At 65.8% G+C, this 15350-nt stretch carries 14 protein-coding genes; 1 reads left to right on the top strand and 13 read right to left on the bottom strand.

Going from position 1 to position 15350, the window contains the following annotated elements; genetic code table 11:
* Positions 1-4 precede the first annotated feature (4 nt).
* From JW805_04965 to JW805_04915, 11 genes are all read right to left on the bottom strand, one after another.
* The gene (locus JW805_04965) at positions 5-2029 is read right to left on the bottom strand and encodes an acetyl/propionyl/methylcrotonyl-CoA carboxylase subunit alpha (protein MBN2971366.1); all 2025 of its coding nucleotides are present in this window, start codon (positions 2027-2029) and stop codon (positions 5-7) included.
* Positions 2029-2253 (bottom strand): hypothetical protein, encoded by a 225-nt coding sequence (locus JW805_04960; GenBank protein ID MBN2971365.1) that lies wholly within the window; start codon positions 2251-2253, stop codon positions 2029-2031. The genes JW805_04965 and JW805_04960 overlap by 1 nt, the downstream gene beginning before the upstream one ends.
* A complete protein-coding gene (bioB, locus tag JW805_04955) occupies positions 2250-3257 on the bottom strand; it encodes a biotin synthase BioB (GenBank protein MBN2971364.1) in 1008 nt (335 codons plus the stop codon). Before bioB ends, JW805_04960 begins: the two co-directional genes overlap by 4 nt.
* Positions 3236-3604 carry a hypothetical protein gene (locus tag JW805_04950; GenBank protein ID MBN2971363.1) on the bottom strand — a complete coding sequence of 123 codons (369 nt, stop codon included), beginning with the start codon at positions 3602-3604 and terminating at the stop codon, positions 3236-3238. Before JW805_04950 ends, bioB begins: the two co-directional genes overlap by 22 nt.
* Complete coding sequence (locus tag JW805_04945; GenBank protein ID MBN2971362.1) at positions 3601-3954, bottom strand: hypothetical protein; 354 nt, start codon at positions 3952-3954, stop codon at positions 3601-3603. Before JW805_04945 ends, JW805_04950 begins: the two co-directional genes overlap by 4 nt.
* Positions 3951-4757, bottom strand: a complete 807-nt coding sequence (locus JW805_04940) for a DUF3445 domain-containing protein (GenBank protein MBN2971361.1) — start codon at positions 4755-4757, stop codon at positions 3951-3953. The genes JW805_04945 and JW805_04940 overlap by 4 nt, the downstream gene beginning before the upstream one ends.
* The gene (scpA, locus tag JW805_04935) at positions 4757-7009 is read right to left on the bottom strand and encodes a methylmalonyl-CoA mutase (GenBank protein MBN2971360.1); all 2253 of its coding nucleotides are present in this window, start codon (positions 7007-7009) and stop codon (positions 4757-4759) included. Before scpA ends, JW805_04940 begins: the two co-directional genes overlap by 1 nt.
* Before the next feature lie 138 nt (positions 7010-7147).
* Positions 7148-7564 (bottom strand): methylmalonyl-CoA epimerase, encoded by a 417-nt coding sequence (mce, locus tag JW805_04930; GenBank protein MBN2971359.1) that lies wholly within the window; start codon positions 7562-7564, stop codon positions 7148-7150.
* 8 nt (positions 7565-7572) lie between these two features.
* Positions 7573-7794 (bottom strand): hypothetical protein, encoded by a 222-nt coding sequence (locus tag JW805_04925; protein ID MBN2971358.1) that lies wholly within the window; start codon positions 7792-7794, stop codon positions 7573-7575.
* Entirely contained in the window at positions 7791-8075 is a 285-nt protein-coding gene (locus JW805_04920) for a hypothetical protein (protein ID MBN2971357.1), read from the bottom strand. The genes JW805_04925 and JW805_04920 overlap by 4 nt, the downstream gene beginning before the upstream one ends.
* A 44-nt stretch (positions 8076-8119) precedes the next feature.
* Positions 8120-9646, bottom strand: coding sequence for an acyl-CoA carboxylase subunit beta (locus tag JW805_04915; protein MBN2971356.1), 1527 nt, complete (start codon positions 9644-9646; stop codon positions 8120-8122).
* Positions 9647-9761: 115 nt separating this feature from the next.
* Here JW805_04915 and JW805_04910 point away from each other — a divergent pair, with 115 nt between their 5' ends.
* Positions 9762-11153 (top strand): DUF2083 domain-containing protein, encoded by a 1392-nt coding sequence (locus JW805_04910; GenBank protein MBN2971355.1) that lies wholly within the window; start codon positions 9762-9764, stop codon positions 11151-11153.
* Here JW805_04910 and JW805_04905 read toward each other — a convergent pair.
* Positions 11138-11506, bottom strand: a complete 369-nt coding sequence (locus JW805_04905; GenBank protein MBN2971354.1) for a hypothetical protein — start codon at positions 11504-11506, stop codon at positions 11138-11140. The two genes, JW805_04910 and JW805_04905, sit on opposite strands and share 16 nt — an antisense overlap.
* A gap of 57 nt (positions 11507-11563) precedes the next feature.
* Complete coding sequence (locus JW805_04900; GenBank protein ID MBN2971353.1) at positions 11564-15298, bottom strand: TonB-dependent receptor; 3735 nt, start codon at positions 15296-15298, stop codon at positions 11564-11566.
* Positions 15299-15350 lie beyond the last annotated feature (52 nt).

The raw sequence follows: 15350 nt of genomic DNA, 5'->3' as shown, positions 1-15350 counted from the left end.
CGCCCTATTCGAACTCGACGATGGCGGCGTCGACGACCACGCTGTCGCCCGACGCGAAGTTGACCGCCTTCACCGTGCCCGATTTTTCGGCGCGTAGGATGTTTTCCATTTTCATCGCCTCCATGACCGCGACCGGCTGGCCTGCCTCGACCGTGTCGCCGACAGCCACATCGACTCGGGTGAGCAGACCCGGCATCGGTGCCAGCAACAGCTTGGACGTGTCGGGCGGCACCTTTTCGATCATGTGCACGGCCAGCGCCGCGACATGCGCGGGCAGCACACGAGCCTCCCGCGTCGCGCCGCGTGCCGTCAGGCGATAGCCGGCCCGCGTCCGCGTGACCTGCGCCGCCAACACCTCGCCATCGATCAACGCGTGAACCGTGCGATTGCCGTGGCGATAGTCATGTCGGATGGCCGTGGGCCGGCCATCAACCAGGATCGTCTCGTCGGCATCGGTCAGGTCGACCGCAAAGTCCTGACCGTCGATGCGGACCACCCATTCGAGCGGCGCCGGCTGCTGCCCGCCCAGCTGACCGCTGATCGTGCCGGCCCGCGTTGCCGTCGCATGCGCGATCGTCGCGGCGAGCGCAGCGAGGCGATGCGTCAGCCCATCGGCTGCGGGCGCACCCTGGAAGCCTTCGGGATATTCCTCGGCGATGAACCCCGTCGTCAGTTCGCCCGAGCGAAAGCGCGGGTGCTGCATGATCGCGGACAGGAAATCGATGTTGTGACCGATCCCGTCGATCCGGAACGCGTCGAGCGCCGCGATCTGCGCGTCGGCGGCGGCATCGCGCGTCGGCGCCCAAGTGACGAGCTTCGCAATCATCGGGTCGTAGAACATGCTGACCTCGCCACCCTCGCGCACGCCGTCGTCGACGCGGGTGTAGGCGGGCGCATCGACGTCATGCGTGCCGTACGGCGTCTCGGTCGCCGCTGGCGGACGATAGGCGACAAGGCGCCCGGTCGACGGCAGGAATCCGCGATACGGGTCTTCGGCGTACACCCGGTTTTCGATCGCCCAGCCGTTCAACCGGATGTCGTCCTGCGCGAACGCAAGCCGTTCGCCGGCCGCGACGCGGATCATCTGCTCGACCAGATCGATGCCGGTCACCGCCTCGGTCACCGGATGCTCGACCTGAAGGCGCGTGTTCATCTCCAGGAAGTAGAAGGCGTCGCCGGTCGTATCCGCACCCGACACGATCAGTTCGACCGTGCCCGCGCTGTAATAGCCCACCGCCCGCGCCAGCGCGACGGCCTGCTCGCCCATCTTGCGCCGCATCTCAGGCGACACGAAAGGCGACGGCGCTTCCTCGACCACCTTCTGGTGGCGCCGCTGGATCGAGCATTCGCGCTCGCCGAGGTACAGGATGTTCCCGTGCTGGTCGCCCAGCACCTGGATCTCGATGTGTCGCGGGCTTTCGATGAACTTCTCGATGAACACGCGGTCGTCGCCGAAGCTCGCCAGCCCCTCGCGCTTCGTCGCTTCGAAGCCTTCGCGCACGTCCTGTTCGGACCACGCCAGCCGCATGCCCTTGCCGCCGCCGCCGGCCGAGGCCTTCATCATCACCGGATAGCCGATGTCCGACGCGATCCGCACCGCTTCGTCGGTGTCGGCGATCTCGCCCAGATAGCCGGGGACGACGTTGACCCCCGCCTCCTTTGCCAGCTTCTTCGACTCGATCTTGTCGCCCATCGCCGCGATGGCGTTCGGCGGCGGGCCAACGAAGGCGATGCCGGCATCGGCACACGCCCGCGCAAAGCTCTCGCGTTCGGACAGGAAACCGTAGCCGGGGTGGATACAATCCGCCCCCGTCGCGCGCGCCGCCTCCAGGATCAGTTCGGCCTTCAGATAGCTCTCCGCCGCCGGCGCCGGCCCGAGCCGCACCGCTTCATCCGCCATCAGGACGTGGGGGCTGCGCGCATCGGCATCCGAATAGACCGCGACGGTCGCGATCCCCATCCGCTTGGCGGTGCGGAAGACGCGGCAGGCGATCTCGCCACGATTGGCGACCAGGATTTTCTTGAACATCAGTTATCACCAGTCTGTTTTGCAGCGAGGTAGGCGCGCCGCGCAACGCGCCGAAAAACGAACAAGCATAGGATCGCGTACAGAATTGCGGGCACGGTGTACGCAAGCTGCACCTGCCAGAACGGCCCGCGGAAACCGTTGACGATCTGCGCGACACCGTTAAACAGCTGCCAGTAGACAGCCGAGAAAATTGCAAATCCTATCGACAGGCGCCGAATTTTCACTCCGCCGCCTCCGCCATCCGGCATTCCGCCGCCATCGGCGTCAACCCTAGCTTCGCGAACAGCGCCGCATCGGCGTCGTCACCGGCGTTGCCGGCGGTCAGCAATTTGTCGCCGGTGAAGATCGAGTTGGCGCCGGCCAAGAAGCACAAGGCCTGGGTCGCTTCTGACATACTCTCGCGGCCGGCGGACAGGCGGACCATGCTCTCGGGCATCGCGATGCGGGCGACGGCGACGGTGCGGACGAATTCGATGTCGTCGAGTTTGGCCATCGGCGTGTCGGCCAGCATGTCGCCGAGCACGGTGCCCTTCACCGGCACCAGTGCGTTGATCGGGACCGATCCTGGGTGTTCGGGCAGGGTCGCCAGCGCGTGGAGGAAGCCCACCCGATCTTCTCGATCCTCACCCATACCGACGATGCCGCCGCAACAGACATTGATGCCGGCGGAGCGGACATTATCCAGCGTTTTCAATCGCTCGTCGAAGTTTCTTGTCGTGATGACCGAGGAATAGCGTTCGGGCGAGGTGTCGATGTTGTGATTGTAGTAATCGAGCCCCGCGCGACCGAGCCGATCGGCCTGGGCGGGAGTCAGCATGCCGAGCGTCATGCAGGTTTCCAGCCCCATGCCGCGGACGCCCTCGACCATCGCCACGATCGCGTCCATGTCGCGGTCCTTGGGGTTGCGCCAGGCGGCACCCATGCAGAAGCGCGTCGAGCCGTGATCCTTCGCCTGTGCCGCGGCCTGTAGCACGGCCTGGACATCCATCAACTTGGTCGCCTTCAGGCCCGTTTCCGCATGAACCGACTGGCTGCAATAGCCGCAGTCCTCGGGACAGCCGCCGGTCTTGATGCTGAGCAGCGTCGACAGCTGGACCTCGTCCGCGGCGTGATGCGCGCGGTGGACCTCGGCCGCCCGGAAGACCAGACTGGTGAACGGCAAATCGAACAGCGCGGCGATTTCGTCGCGGGTCCAGTCGGTCCGGGTCATTGCAGCAGTTCCATCCATATCACGATGAAGCCGCCGACGCCCAAGCCGAGCAGGCCCATCCCAAGCTTCATCGCCTTACGAAGATGCCGCGACGGCGCACGCCCGGCGACCCGCGCGTCGATGATCGCGTTCGCCACCGAAAGCGCCGTGGTGCCGCCAGCCGAGACAGCGGCCACCACGAGGATCAGCATGTCGGTCCGCAGCGTCTTGCCGCCCGTCGTGCTGCTCAGCGTCAGCACCGCGCCCAGCACGATGAGCGACAGCGTCGTCACGAACTTCGCATAGTCGTACAACAGCGTCTCGCCGTAGCGGACGTCGTCTGCCTGATCGCGCGGGTCGATGCCGACGTTTGTCTCGTCGATCATTTGAAAAGCGCCGCGATGAAATTGTAGGTGAAGCCGCCCAGGCCACCGGACAACGAGGCCCCGACGATGATCGACGCGACACGGATAGTCCGCACCGTCTTGTCACTCGGTTCGGCCTTCACCTCCAGCGACGCGAGGTGCCCGACCATCAGCACGCTGGCGACGAGCGCGATCATGAGAAACGCGAAGATGACGATCAGCTGGCCGCGAGCGAAGCGCATCCCGTCACCATCGGCAAAGGCAAAGACGCCGCCGAGCGATAACAAGGCGATACCCGTAATATGTTTGAACGAGTCGTAGGAGCGCGGGAACGGCGCTTCTCCACCCACGTCGCTTTCGTCCTCGATCATGCCGCCACCCCCATCGTACGCGTCGCCGCATAGGCGGCCAGCGCCGCGGCATAGTGCGGTGCCGCACGGCGTTCATGCTCGCCGCTGCCGACGCCGGCGACCGACGCCGCGACCCGGCCGACGACCGCGTCCGACAGCGCGGCGAGCGGGCGGACGTACACGCCGATCGTGAACAGGACCGCGCCGGTGCGCGGCAGGCGGCGGAGCGTCTGGCGTTCGCTGCGGACGAACAGGGTTTCGCCGGCGTTATCGGCGGTGACGTGGGCGAAGCGAGTCGCGGGGTCGCCCTGCGGCAGATAGCGCCAGTCGGCGGAGGCGACGACGAACCAATTGGCGCGGCCGAAGATCATGTCCGGCGCCAATGTCGCGATGAAATGGTCGACACCCGCCGACAATTGCTCGGCATAGCCGTGGATCGGGGCATGCACGGCGGCGAGCGGCTGCCCGAGCTTGTCGGCCAGCCGCCAGTCGGTCGGGAACGCGACGGCACCCGCCGACAGGACCGGCGCGCCGCCCCGCGGCGGGGTCTGGACGAGGCAGAGGTCTTCCCACACCGTGCGTGCGGCGCTCGCCAAGTCCTTGCCATCGCTACCGATCATCTCGGCGGCCTCGGCTTCCGCCCCTGCCGCCCAGGGCAGCGATTGGACGCTGTCGGGATGCGCGTCGAAGGCCGCGCCCCGCGTGGCCGTGTCGGGATCGGCATGCAGCCAGGCGTCGGGCGTGAGGCGCTTGAGCCCCATGCGCAACGCCCCGCCCCCGCGCGCGGCGGGCACCAGATCCTCGACCGACCAGCCGAGCGCCATCAGGCGGCCTCGCCTTCGGGCGCCATATTGTGGCCGAGCAGGCGCAGCACTTCCTCCGCAGCCGCGATCAGATTGGTGCCCGGGCCAAAAATGGCCTGGACGCCCGCGTCGCGCAGCGCCTGATAGTCCTGCTGCGGAATGACCCCGCCGGCGATGACGCGGATGTCGGATCGACCAGCGTCCTTCAGATGACCGATCAGCTCTGGGATCAGCGTCAGGTGTCCGGCGGCGAGGCTGGAGGCGCCGACGACGTCCACATCCTTGCTGATCGCGAGTTGGGCGGCTTCCTCGGGCGTCTGGAACAGCGGACCCGGCACGATCTCGAACCCAAGGTCGCCGAACATGCTGCTGACCAGGTTCGCGCCCCGATCGTGGCCGTCCTGACCCATCTTGGCGACGAGCATGCGAGGGCGGCGGCCGAGGCGGCGTTCGGTGGCGATGACGCCGTCCTGCAGACGCGCCCACCGCGCGTCGTTGTCAAAGGCGCCGGCGTAGATGCCCTTGACCGGCGTGGGGACGGTTTCGTGGCGACCGAAGCCCGCCTCCATCGCGGCGGAGATTTCGCCTAGGGTCGCGCGGGCGCGAGCGGCGATGACGGCGAGGGCGAGGAGATTCCCATCCAATCCTCCCCCTGCGGGGGAGGTGGCAGGCCGAAGGCCTGACGGAGGGGTGTCCCGGTCCGCAGAGGGTGACCCCCCTCCGTCATCGCTGCGCGATGCCACCTCCCCTTTCAGGGGAGGATTGGCGGCCGCTTCGCGCAGCGCGCCCAGCGCAGCCATGCAGGCCGCTTCGTCGCGGGTTTCGCGGACACGCTTCAAGCGCGCCACCTGCGCCTCGCGCACCGCATGGTTGTCGATGGCGAGGATCTCGATCTCCTCGTCCTTTGCCGGCTTGTACTTGTTGACCCCGACGATCACTTCCTCGCCGCGGTCGACGCGGGCCTGGCGGGCGGCGGAGGCTTCCTCGATCATCGCCTTGGGCCAGCCGGCGGCGACCGCCTTGGCCATGCCGCCTTCGGCCTCGACCCGGTCGATGATCTCCTGCGCGCGGTCGACCAGTTCGGTGGTCAGCGCCTCGACGTAATAGCTGCCGCCCAGCGGATCGACGACCTTGGTCATCCCCGTCTCTTCCTGGATCACCAGCTGGGTGTTGCGGGCGATGCGCGCGGAGAAGTCGGTCGGGAGCGCGATGGCTTCGTCGAGCGCGTTGGTGTGGAGGCTCTGGGTCCCGCCCAGCATCGCCGCCATCGCCTCGATCGTCGTGCGGATGACGTTGTTGTAGGGGTCCTGCTCCTGCAACGACACGCCCGACGTCTGGCAATGCGTGCGCAGCATCTTGGAGCGTTCGTCCTGCGCCCCCAGCTTCGTCATCGCCCGGTGCCACAGCACGCGCGCGGCGCGCAACTTGGCGACTTCCATGAAGAAGTTCATGCCGATCGCGAAGAAGAAGCTGAGGCGACCGGCGAATGTGTCGATGTCCAGGCCCGACGCCTTGCCGTATTTCACATATTCGATGCCGTCGGCGATGGTGAAGGCCAGTTCCTGCACCTGCGTCGCGCCGGCCTCCTGCATGTGATAGCCGGAGATCGAAATGCTGTTGAACTTCGGCATGTTGGCCGAGGTGTAGGCGAAGATGTCGGAGATGATCCGCATCGACGGTTCGGGCGGGTAGATGTACGTATTCCGGACCATGAACTCCTTCAGGATGTCGTTCTGGATCGTGCCGTCCAGCTTTTCCTGAGGGACGCCCTGTTCCTCGCCCGCGACGATGAAGAAGGCGAGGATCGGGATGACCGCGCCGTTCATCGTCATGCTGACCGACATTTCGCCCAAGGGAATGCCGTCGAACAGGATCTTCATGTCCTCGACGCTGTCGATCGCGACGCCCGCCTTGCCGACGTCGCCGCGCACGCGCGGGTGGTCGCTGTCGTAACCCCGATGGGTGGCGAGGTCGAAGGCGACGCTCAGCCCCTTTTGTCCGGCGGCGAGGTTGCGGCGGTAGAAGGCGTTCGATTCCTCGGCGGTCGAGAAGCCGGCGTATTGGCGGATCGTCCAAGGGCGCCCGGCATACATCGACGCACGCACGCCGCGGGTGAAGGGCGCGAAGCCGGGCAGGCCGGGGTCGGCGGTCACGTCCTCGGCCGTGTAGAGCGGCTTGACGGCGATCCCCTCCGGGGTGTGCCAGGTGAGATCGCGGCCTTTCACTTCGCGGGCGGCGGCGGTCTGCCAGTCGGTGAGGGTCTTGTCGGTCACAATCCCTCTCCCATTGGGAGAGGGAGGGAGCAGCACAGCTGCGGAAGGGTGAGGGTGACGGAGCACCGGCTCGCCCTCACCCTTCCCACCGCTACGCGGCGGGCCCCTTCCCTCTCCCGGCGGGAGAGGGAGTTTCTGTCAATGCTGCTCACGCGGGCTCTCCATGATCTCGGTCAGCACCCCGCCCATGTCGCGCGGATGGACGAAGAAGATCGGCGTCCCATGCGCCCCCGTCCGCGGCTCGCCGAGCACGCGCGCACCCTTCCCCCGGAACCACGCCAGCGCTTCGTGAATGTCCGGCACTTCGTAGCAGAGGTGGTGCTGCCCCCCGGCCGGGTTCTTCTCGAGAAACGCGCGGATCGGTGAGGTATCGCCCAGCGGCTCGATCAGCTCGATCTGCGTGTTCGGGGTGTCGACGAAGCACACCCGCACGCCCTGCGCGGGCAGGTCGAAGGGTTCGCCGATCGCCGTCGCACCCATTACGTCGCGGTAGAAGGCGATGCTGTCGTCGATCGACGGCGTCGCGACGCCGATGTGGTTCAGGCGACCGAGGATCATCTGCGTCATCCCTCGATCCTTGGCGGGCCGCTCCGCCCTGACGCCGCGGCGGCCCCATCGAGAAAGCCTTCGATGCGGCTGACCCGGTCGCGCAAGTTGGCGTGCGCCTCCGCCAGTGCGGCGAGCCGGCCGCTCTGCGTCTGGGCGAGCTCCTTCAGCTGCTTCACGTCCTCCTGCAACAACAGGACGTTACGGATCGCCTTGATGGTATCGCCCACCATGCTCACGCGCGCGTCTCACCGGCCAGCACGGCATCGACGACGGCGTTCGCGTGCTCCATGCTCGCGATGGCCTCGGCGATATCGGCGCGCATCTTCGGCACGGCTTCGTTCAACTCGCGCACCAGCGCGGCGAGCTCAGCCTCGCCCTCCTCGCCGCTCTCCATGATGTACCGGCTGGTCGCCTCGCGGACGACATGGCCGGTGGACATGCCGCTGCTTGCCGCAAAGGCTTCCAAGGCGGCCTTGTGGTCGGGACTGGTCAGAAAGGTCACACGTTCGGTTCGCATCGGCACTCTCCTTCACATGTCATTATAATGTGCAGGCAGGGTGCTCACAACGGGATGTTATCGTGCTTCTTCCACGGGTTCTCCAGGCTCTTCCCCCGCAGCTTTCGTAACCCCAACGCGATCCGCCGCCGCGTCGAGTGCGGCATGATGACTTCGTCGATGAATCCCTTCGACGCCGCCACGAACGGGTTGGCGAAGCGTGCCTCGTACTGGGCGGTGCGCTCGGCGATTTCCTCGGGCGTACGCCCACGGAAGATGATCTCCACCGCGCCCTTCGCACCCATCACCGCGATCTCGGCGGTCGGCCAGGCGTAGTTGAGGTCGCCGCGAAGGTGCTTCGACGCCATGACGTCGTAGGCGCCGCCATAGGCCTTGCGGGTGATGACGGTCAGCTTCGGCACGGTCGCTTCGGCATAGGCGTAGAGCAGCTTGGCGCCGTGCTTGATGATGCCCGAATGCTCCTGCGCGACGCCGGGCAGGAAGCCGGGGACGTCGACGAAGGTGACGATCGGGATTTCGAACGCGTCGCAGAAGCGCACGAACCGCGCCGCCTTCTTCGACGACGCGATGTCGAGCACGCCGGCCAGCACCATCGGCTGGTTGGCGACGATCCCGACGGTGTGCCCTTCGATCCGGCCGAAGCCGCAGATGATGTTGGCGGCATGCGCCGGCTGAACCTCGAAAAAGTCGGCTTCGTCGACGACCTTCCGGATCAGCTCGTGCATGTCGTACGGCTGGTTGGCGCTCGCCGGGATCAGCGTGTCGAGGCTGTCGATCGTCCGGTCCCAGGGGTCGTCGGTCGGCCGCACCGGAGGGGCCTCGCGGTTCGAGGCGGGAAGGAAGTCCACGAAGTCGCGGGCCGCGAGCAGCGCCTCGATGTCATTGTCGAAGGCTACGTCAGCCACCCCCGACTTCGTGGTATGCGTCACCGCTCCGCCCAAATCCTCCTGCGTGACGATCTCGTTGGTAACGGTCTTCACTACATCGGGCCCGGTGACGAACATGTACGACGAATCCTTCACCATGAAGATGAAGTCGGTCATCGCGGGGGAATAGACGGCGCCGCCTGCGCACGGCCCCATGATGAGGCTGAGCTGGGGTACGACGCCGGAGGCAAGCACGTTGCGCTGGAACACTTCGGCATAGCCGCCGAGGCTAGCGACACCCTCCTGGATGCGGGCGCCGCCCGAATCGTTCAGGCCGATGACGGGCGCACCGACCTTCATCGCCATGTCCATGATCTTGCAGATCTTCTCCGCATGGCGCTCGCTGAGCGAGCCGCCGAAGACGGTGAAGTCCTGGCTGAAGACGAAGACCAGCCGGCCGTTGATCGTGCCGCTGCCGGTGACGACGCCGTCGCCGGGCACGGTCTGCGCCTCCATCCCGAAGTCGACGCAATTGTGTTCGACGAACATGTCGAGTTCTTCGAAGCTGCCGTGGTCGAGCAGCACGTCCAAGCGCTCGCGCGCGGTCAGCTTGCCCTTGGCGTGCTGGGCGGCGATCCGCTTCTCGCCACCGCCCAAGCGGGCGGCGTCACGGCGGCGTTCGAGTTCCTCGATGGTCGACGACATGCGCGCTCCTTCTATGGCCTCCCTCTGGTTGGAGCCGGGCGGCGAGGCAAATGCAATGTTGCAAAATCATGCGCGGCGCATTTGCAAACTGCCTATGGGTTCGCGTATCTGAGACATGCCGATCGTCAAACGCCGCCTGTTCGCCGGCCCCGAAGTCCGCAGCCTTCGCACCAAGGTCGGCGCGAGCCAGGCGCAGCTGGCCGCGACGCTCGGCATCTCGGTCCCCTATCTCTCGCAGATCGAGAGCAACGATCGCCCGTTGACCCCGGCGGTCCTCCTCGCCCTTGCCCGCGCCTATCCGAACGATTGGGGCGGGATCACCGGTGTCGACGAGCCTTTGCTGGTCGCCGCCGCCGCCGCCGGGGGCGACCCGAGCATCGCCGCGCCGGTGGCCGAGGACGTGCTGCGCCGCGCGGTCGAGCAGCAGCCGCAGGTCGCGCGGCGGCTGGTCGCGGTGCATGACGCGTACCGCCGCAGTCAGGAACAACTGCGCCTGCTCGACGATACGGTCGGATCGAGCACCGGCGACACCAGCCGCCTGCCATGGGAGGAAGTGCGCGACTGGTTCCATGCCGAGGGCAACTACATCGACCCGCTCGACCGCGCGGGCGAGCGGCTGGCGGGCGAGATCGGCACGGGTACCGCGGCGCTGGCCGAGCGGTTGCGCGAGCGGCACGGCGTGACGATCGACACGGTCGACACCGGTGGGCGACAGTTGCGCGCGTATGATGCCGACGCCCGGCGGCTGGCGCTGGACGGCGCGTTGCCGCCCGAAAGCCTGACCTTCCTGCTGGCGCACACGCTCGTCCGGCTGGAGATGGCCGGCGCGATCGCCGCGACCATCGCCGGCGCGGGCCTGCGGTTCGACGCGTCGCGCGGACTTCTCGCGGTCGGCCTCGCCAACTATGCCGCGGGGGCGCTGACGATGCCCTATGCCGATTACCGCGCCGCGGCGGTGGGCTTGCGGCACGACATCGACCGGCTGCGGCGGCGGTTCGGGGTGAGTTTCGAACAGGCCTGCCACCGCCTGTCGACGCTCCAGCGGCCCGGCGCGGCGGGCATCCCGCTGTTCTTCCTGCGCGTCGACATGGCAGGCAACATCACCAAGCGGCATTCCGCCACCCGCCTGCAGTTCGCCCGCTTCGGCGGCGCGTGCCCCTTATGGGTGGTGCACGAGGCGGTGGCGATCCCCGACCGCATCCTGGTCCAGCGCGCAGAGATGCCCGACGGCACGCGCTATGTCTCGATGGCCAAGGGGCTGGTGAAGCCGTCCGCCAGCTACGCGCGGCCCCCGCGGCGCTATGCGGTGGCGCTGGGGTGTGAGGAGGCGGATGCGGCGGACTTCATCTATGCCGACGGCCTTTCCGCGCAGGCCCCCACCCCGATCGGCATGAGCTGCCGCATCTGTCCCCGCCCCGACTGCGATCAACGCGCCTTCCCACCGGCGGGCACGACGCTGAGCATCGACCCCGATGTGCGGCCGGTGGTGCCCTACGGGTTCGGCTGATCGGGGAGCTTCTGGACGTTCGTCACCAGGCACGTCCGCCCGCCCCGCCCGGAGGCATCGGGCACGAAGATTTCCGCCGGCCGCCCCGGACAGATCGCCTGGCCGCCGCGCGCGCGGATCGCGATGTTCATCGCCCAATCGACGTCCGGGCAGCCTTGCGAGAGCGTCAGCTCCCACCGCTCGCGCGTGCCGAGGCGGACGACTGCCTTGTCCGGGCCATTGTCGCCGAAGCCGCTGACCTGGCTCGGCCAGAAACAGGCATTGGTGCCGGCGCGGGCGCCGGTCGGAGCGGTGTCGTCCTTGACGCACCCGCCGAGCAGCATGAGCGCAGGCGCAACCCATAGCAACCGCATCGCCCCCTCCCGAAACGAAGCGGGGCGCCTCTTTCGAAGCGCCCCGCTCAATTCAACTTACCGCCGACCGCGTGGGTTCCCGAAGCGGAGACTACCGCCCATCAGGACGCGGAAGCCGCCGTAGGAAAGACGCATGATCTTCGGCGTACCGTCTGCGAAGTCGGTGTAGCCGCCGGTCGAAAGTGTTTGAGCCGTCCGTGTTAGGTTACGGCCTTCGACATACAGCTGCGCAAAGTCCGTTATGTTGTACGACATCTTCGCATCGATGAAAGACGTGCCGTCGATGAACTGAGGCACGCCTGGGTTCCAGCCCGGACCCACCAGACGGACGTTGGTCCACTGCTCGCCCGGGTAATTGATGTCGATGACATTAGACCCACATGGGGTGATGCAGTTAAACCGTGAGGCCCGCTTCTGATACGCAACGCGCATGTTGAACTTGCCGTCGTCATACCAAAGCGAGGTGTTGATGTAGTATTTCGACTCGTTCGGCGGTGCCATGATGTCGCCCGTCAGCGGATCCTGCTGACCGACCGAGGTGACCGAACTGAGGATCGAAACGTTCGCGTCGATACCAGTGTATTTGAAAATCCACGGCAGGAAGGTGAATGCCGTCTTTGCCTGAAATTCGAGGATGCTCCGCTTGTAACCAGGACCGTTGACCCAGGTCGGATAGGTGAAGGTCAGGTCGGACAGCGGTTGACCCGAGGACGGATCGGTTGCTGTGCTTCCCGAGAATGGGCTCCCGGTTAGCGTGGACTGGATCGGTTGGCCGATCTTAACGTCGAGCGTCCCGTAAGTCGCCGATAGCAGCGTGTCCTTGTTCACATACCATTCGAGCGAGGCGTTATAGTTCCACGCGGTGAATGGCTTTAGACCCGGGTTACCGACGCGACCGGTGCAGTCAAAATCCTCATCTGCCGGGTTGCGCTCGTCATAGACAGTGCACGTACCGCCAGGGATGATGCGATCAACCGCAGGCTGCGCGACGGTCTTGCCGCCGTACAGACGCAGCACCACCTGATCGTTAAAGCCCCAGAAGTTGAGGTTCGCCGACGGCAGCCAATCTGTCGTATTCGCCTTGAAATTCGAATTGCCCGAATAGCTTTGAGTGAAGATGCCAGTAGCGACGTTCGGATTGTTCGGATCGTAGCTGGACGTCGTGCGAATGATGTTCAACGTTTGGAAACCGCCGGTCTTGCGGTTCGTGAAGACGCCGCGAACACCGAAATTGCCGTCGAAGCGAACGCCGAGGGGCAAACGCTGGTTGAAGTCGAACGTCGCATAGACGTTCTTGATCGTTTCGTCCGCGCGCTGGATCGGCTGCTCATACGTTTTACCGTCGCTGCCGACGCACGTGATGAGACAATCGGTGTTTATGAACCGCGACGCACCGAGCGCGGCGAACAGTTCGTCGGTGCGAATACCTTGCCACGCGGGCGGCAGATTGCCGCGGTTGGGCAGGTCACCGAAATAGGCCGAATCGGCCGGCTCCAGCGTGCGCTCGAACAGCGCGCGCAATTCCGCCGGCGTGAGCGTATCCACGCCCGACCGCACGTTGAGAGGATTGGTGCTCGGGACGAAACCGTAGTTGCACGACAGGCCGCCCGGCGCTGCCGAGCCCGCAGTCGGTTCGCACGCGCGGAAACTGCCGCGGACTTGGGCGGTCGGTACAATAACCGCGGGTACATAGCCTGGCTGGCCGAACGTCCCGACCTGGCTGACCGCGGTGTATCCGCCGGCATCCCAGCGCTTGATCAGGCTCTTGCGATACTGGCCGCCGACCTTGACACGAGTGATGAAGGGAATCAGCCCGTCGCTACGGAACGTGAAATCGGCCTTTGCATTCGCCTCGCTCGAGATACCCAGACGCGGAGAATATTGGACGTTGAAGCTAGGCGTCGTCAGCGGCAGCTGCGAGACCAGATAGGCGGGGGTCGCTGGGCCATTCGCACTTGCTGCAACTGCATTCTGACCAACGCAAGTTGCCGGGTTCGTTCCGCCTGATACGCAGGCCGCCGGACGCAGCTGCACGAAGTTGCTGGGATTGGTCTCATCATAACCTGCCGGCAGTTCGATATCCCACAGGCCGTTCGGCTGGAGTCGAATGGTCGAGGTACCATAAGTGTAGGAGCGGTTTGTGCGCTGGTCACCGCGGGAGGCGTCGGCGCGGGTATAGCCGGCAAACAGGTCGATATCGAAGCGCCGGCTGCGCCATTCCGCGCCCGTCTGGACATACTTTGTTTTGCTATCGATCGTATTTTCGATCTGATCGATTGTGACCGCATTGTTCGTCAGGGTCATTGCCGTCACGTTATGCTTCGAATCGACGACGACACTGCCCGGAACGACGTTCAGGACCTGACCGAACGCGGGTCGAACCGACGAGAATCCAGGCGCGTTTGCGGTGCCAGTCACCGAACTCAGACCATATTGCGGATCGAACAGGGCGTAACCGGCCGGCGCGTTCGGCGACACGTTTCGCGTGACCGTCCCATTTGCGTTGATCGTGTCGACGAACGTTCCGGCGACGTTCTGCCCGAACATCGTCAACGGACTGCGGCTACGGTTCTGATCGTGGACCAAGCGATTGGCGATCGTCCCCTTGGCGAAGATCGTCAGGTTCCGGCTGGCCTTGAAATCGACGCGGGCATCGACACCGTAGCGCTGGTCGGTCTGCGTGTTCACGAAGTTGCGGATCAGCGACGGCGTATAATCGTTCCACTGGTTAAGGCACGTCTGCTGCTCAAGAATGCGCTGCGTTCGGACAGCATTCTGCGCCGTGCTCTGGTTCGCCGTTGCCGCCGGCAGCACCGGGAAGATCGAGAGACAATCCGCCTTTGTCTTGGCCCCCGCGGCCAGCGTGACGAGTTCGCGTGGGGTCAGCGTCGTACCGTCGGGCGCGGTGCTGTTGGCGAACGGAACGTCGGCCGCGTCGGTGCCGACGGTCGCGGGGTTGTAGGTGAACGTCTTCTCTGGCGACTGGTCGAAATCAAAAAGTCGCCCATAGCCAACCCGGCTGCTGGTCGTATTTTCGTAATTGTGGCCGTTGTTCTGAATCTTCTGATAGTTGCCGCTGACGATCACGCCGACGCGGTCGCCGAAGAACTTGCGCGACGCGACGCCATTGAAATCGGGCGTCCACTTCTTGCCAAGCGAATTCGCCTGCGCACCGGCGCGCAACGAGAAATACGGCTTGGCGAAGTCGAGGCCGGATCGCGTCTTGATCTGCACGGTGCCGCCGAGACCGCCTTCGGTCATATCGGCGGTCGAGCCCTTCACGATATCGACGCTCTTGATCAGGTCGGCAGGCAGTTCGCGCAGGTCGGCGCCGCGGCTGCTCTGCCCCGAGATCGCGAGATTGGTCGTTCCCTGAACCCCGATCCCGTCCAGTTCGACGCGCGTCAGGTCCGGGCCGTTGCCGCGAATGGCAACACCATCGCCTTCACCGAATTCGTTGCGGCTGAGCGCAACGCCCGGCACGCGGCTGATGGCTTCGTTGACGTTGCGGTCGGGGAAGCTGCCGATGTCGTCCGCGACGATCGAATCGGTCGCGGTGCGGGCGTCCTTCTTGCGCTGGTTGGCGGACTGCTGGCTGGCGCGCGAGCCGACGACGATGACCTCTTCGGCCTGGCTGTCGTCTTCGACGGCGCTGCCGCTGGTGGTCGGGGGCGTGGCCGGTACGGTTTGTGCGGCGGCGACGCTCGGTCCGAACGCGAGCACGAGGCCCAGCGCCATCCACGACGTCGATGCGACGGCCCCGCGGCGTCGCGTGTTGAAACGGTCAGTCATGCCCCTCTCCCGAAAAATCCCTGAACGTCCGGCTGTTGTCGCCGGTCAATTC

It is taken from the genome of Roseomonas aeriglobus (assembly GCA_016937575.1).
GTDB classification, from domain to species: Bacteria; Pseudomonadota; Alphaproteobacteria; order Sphingomonadales; family Sphingomonadaceae; genus Sphingomonas; species Sphingomonas aerigloba.
Note: the sequence above shows the minus strand (reverse complement) of the source record. Positions and strands in the feature narration are given on the sequence as shown.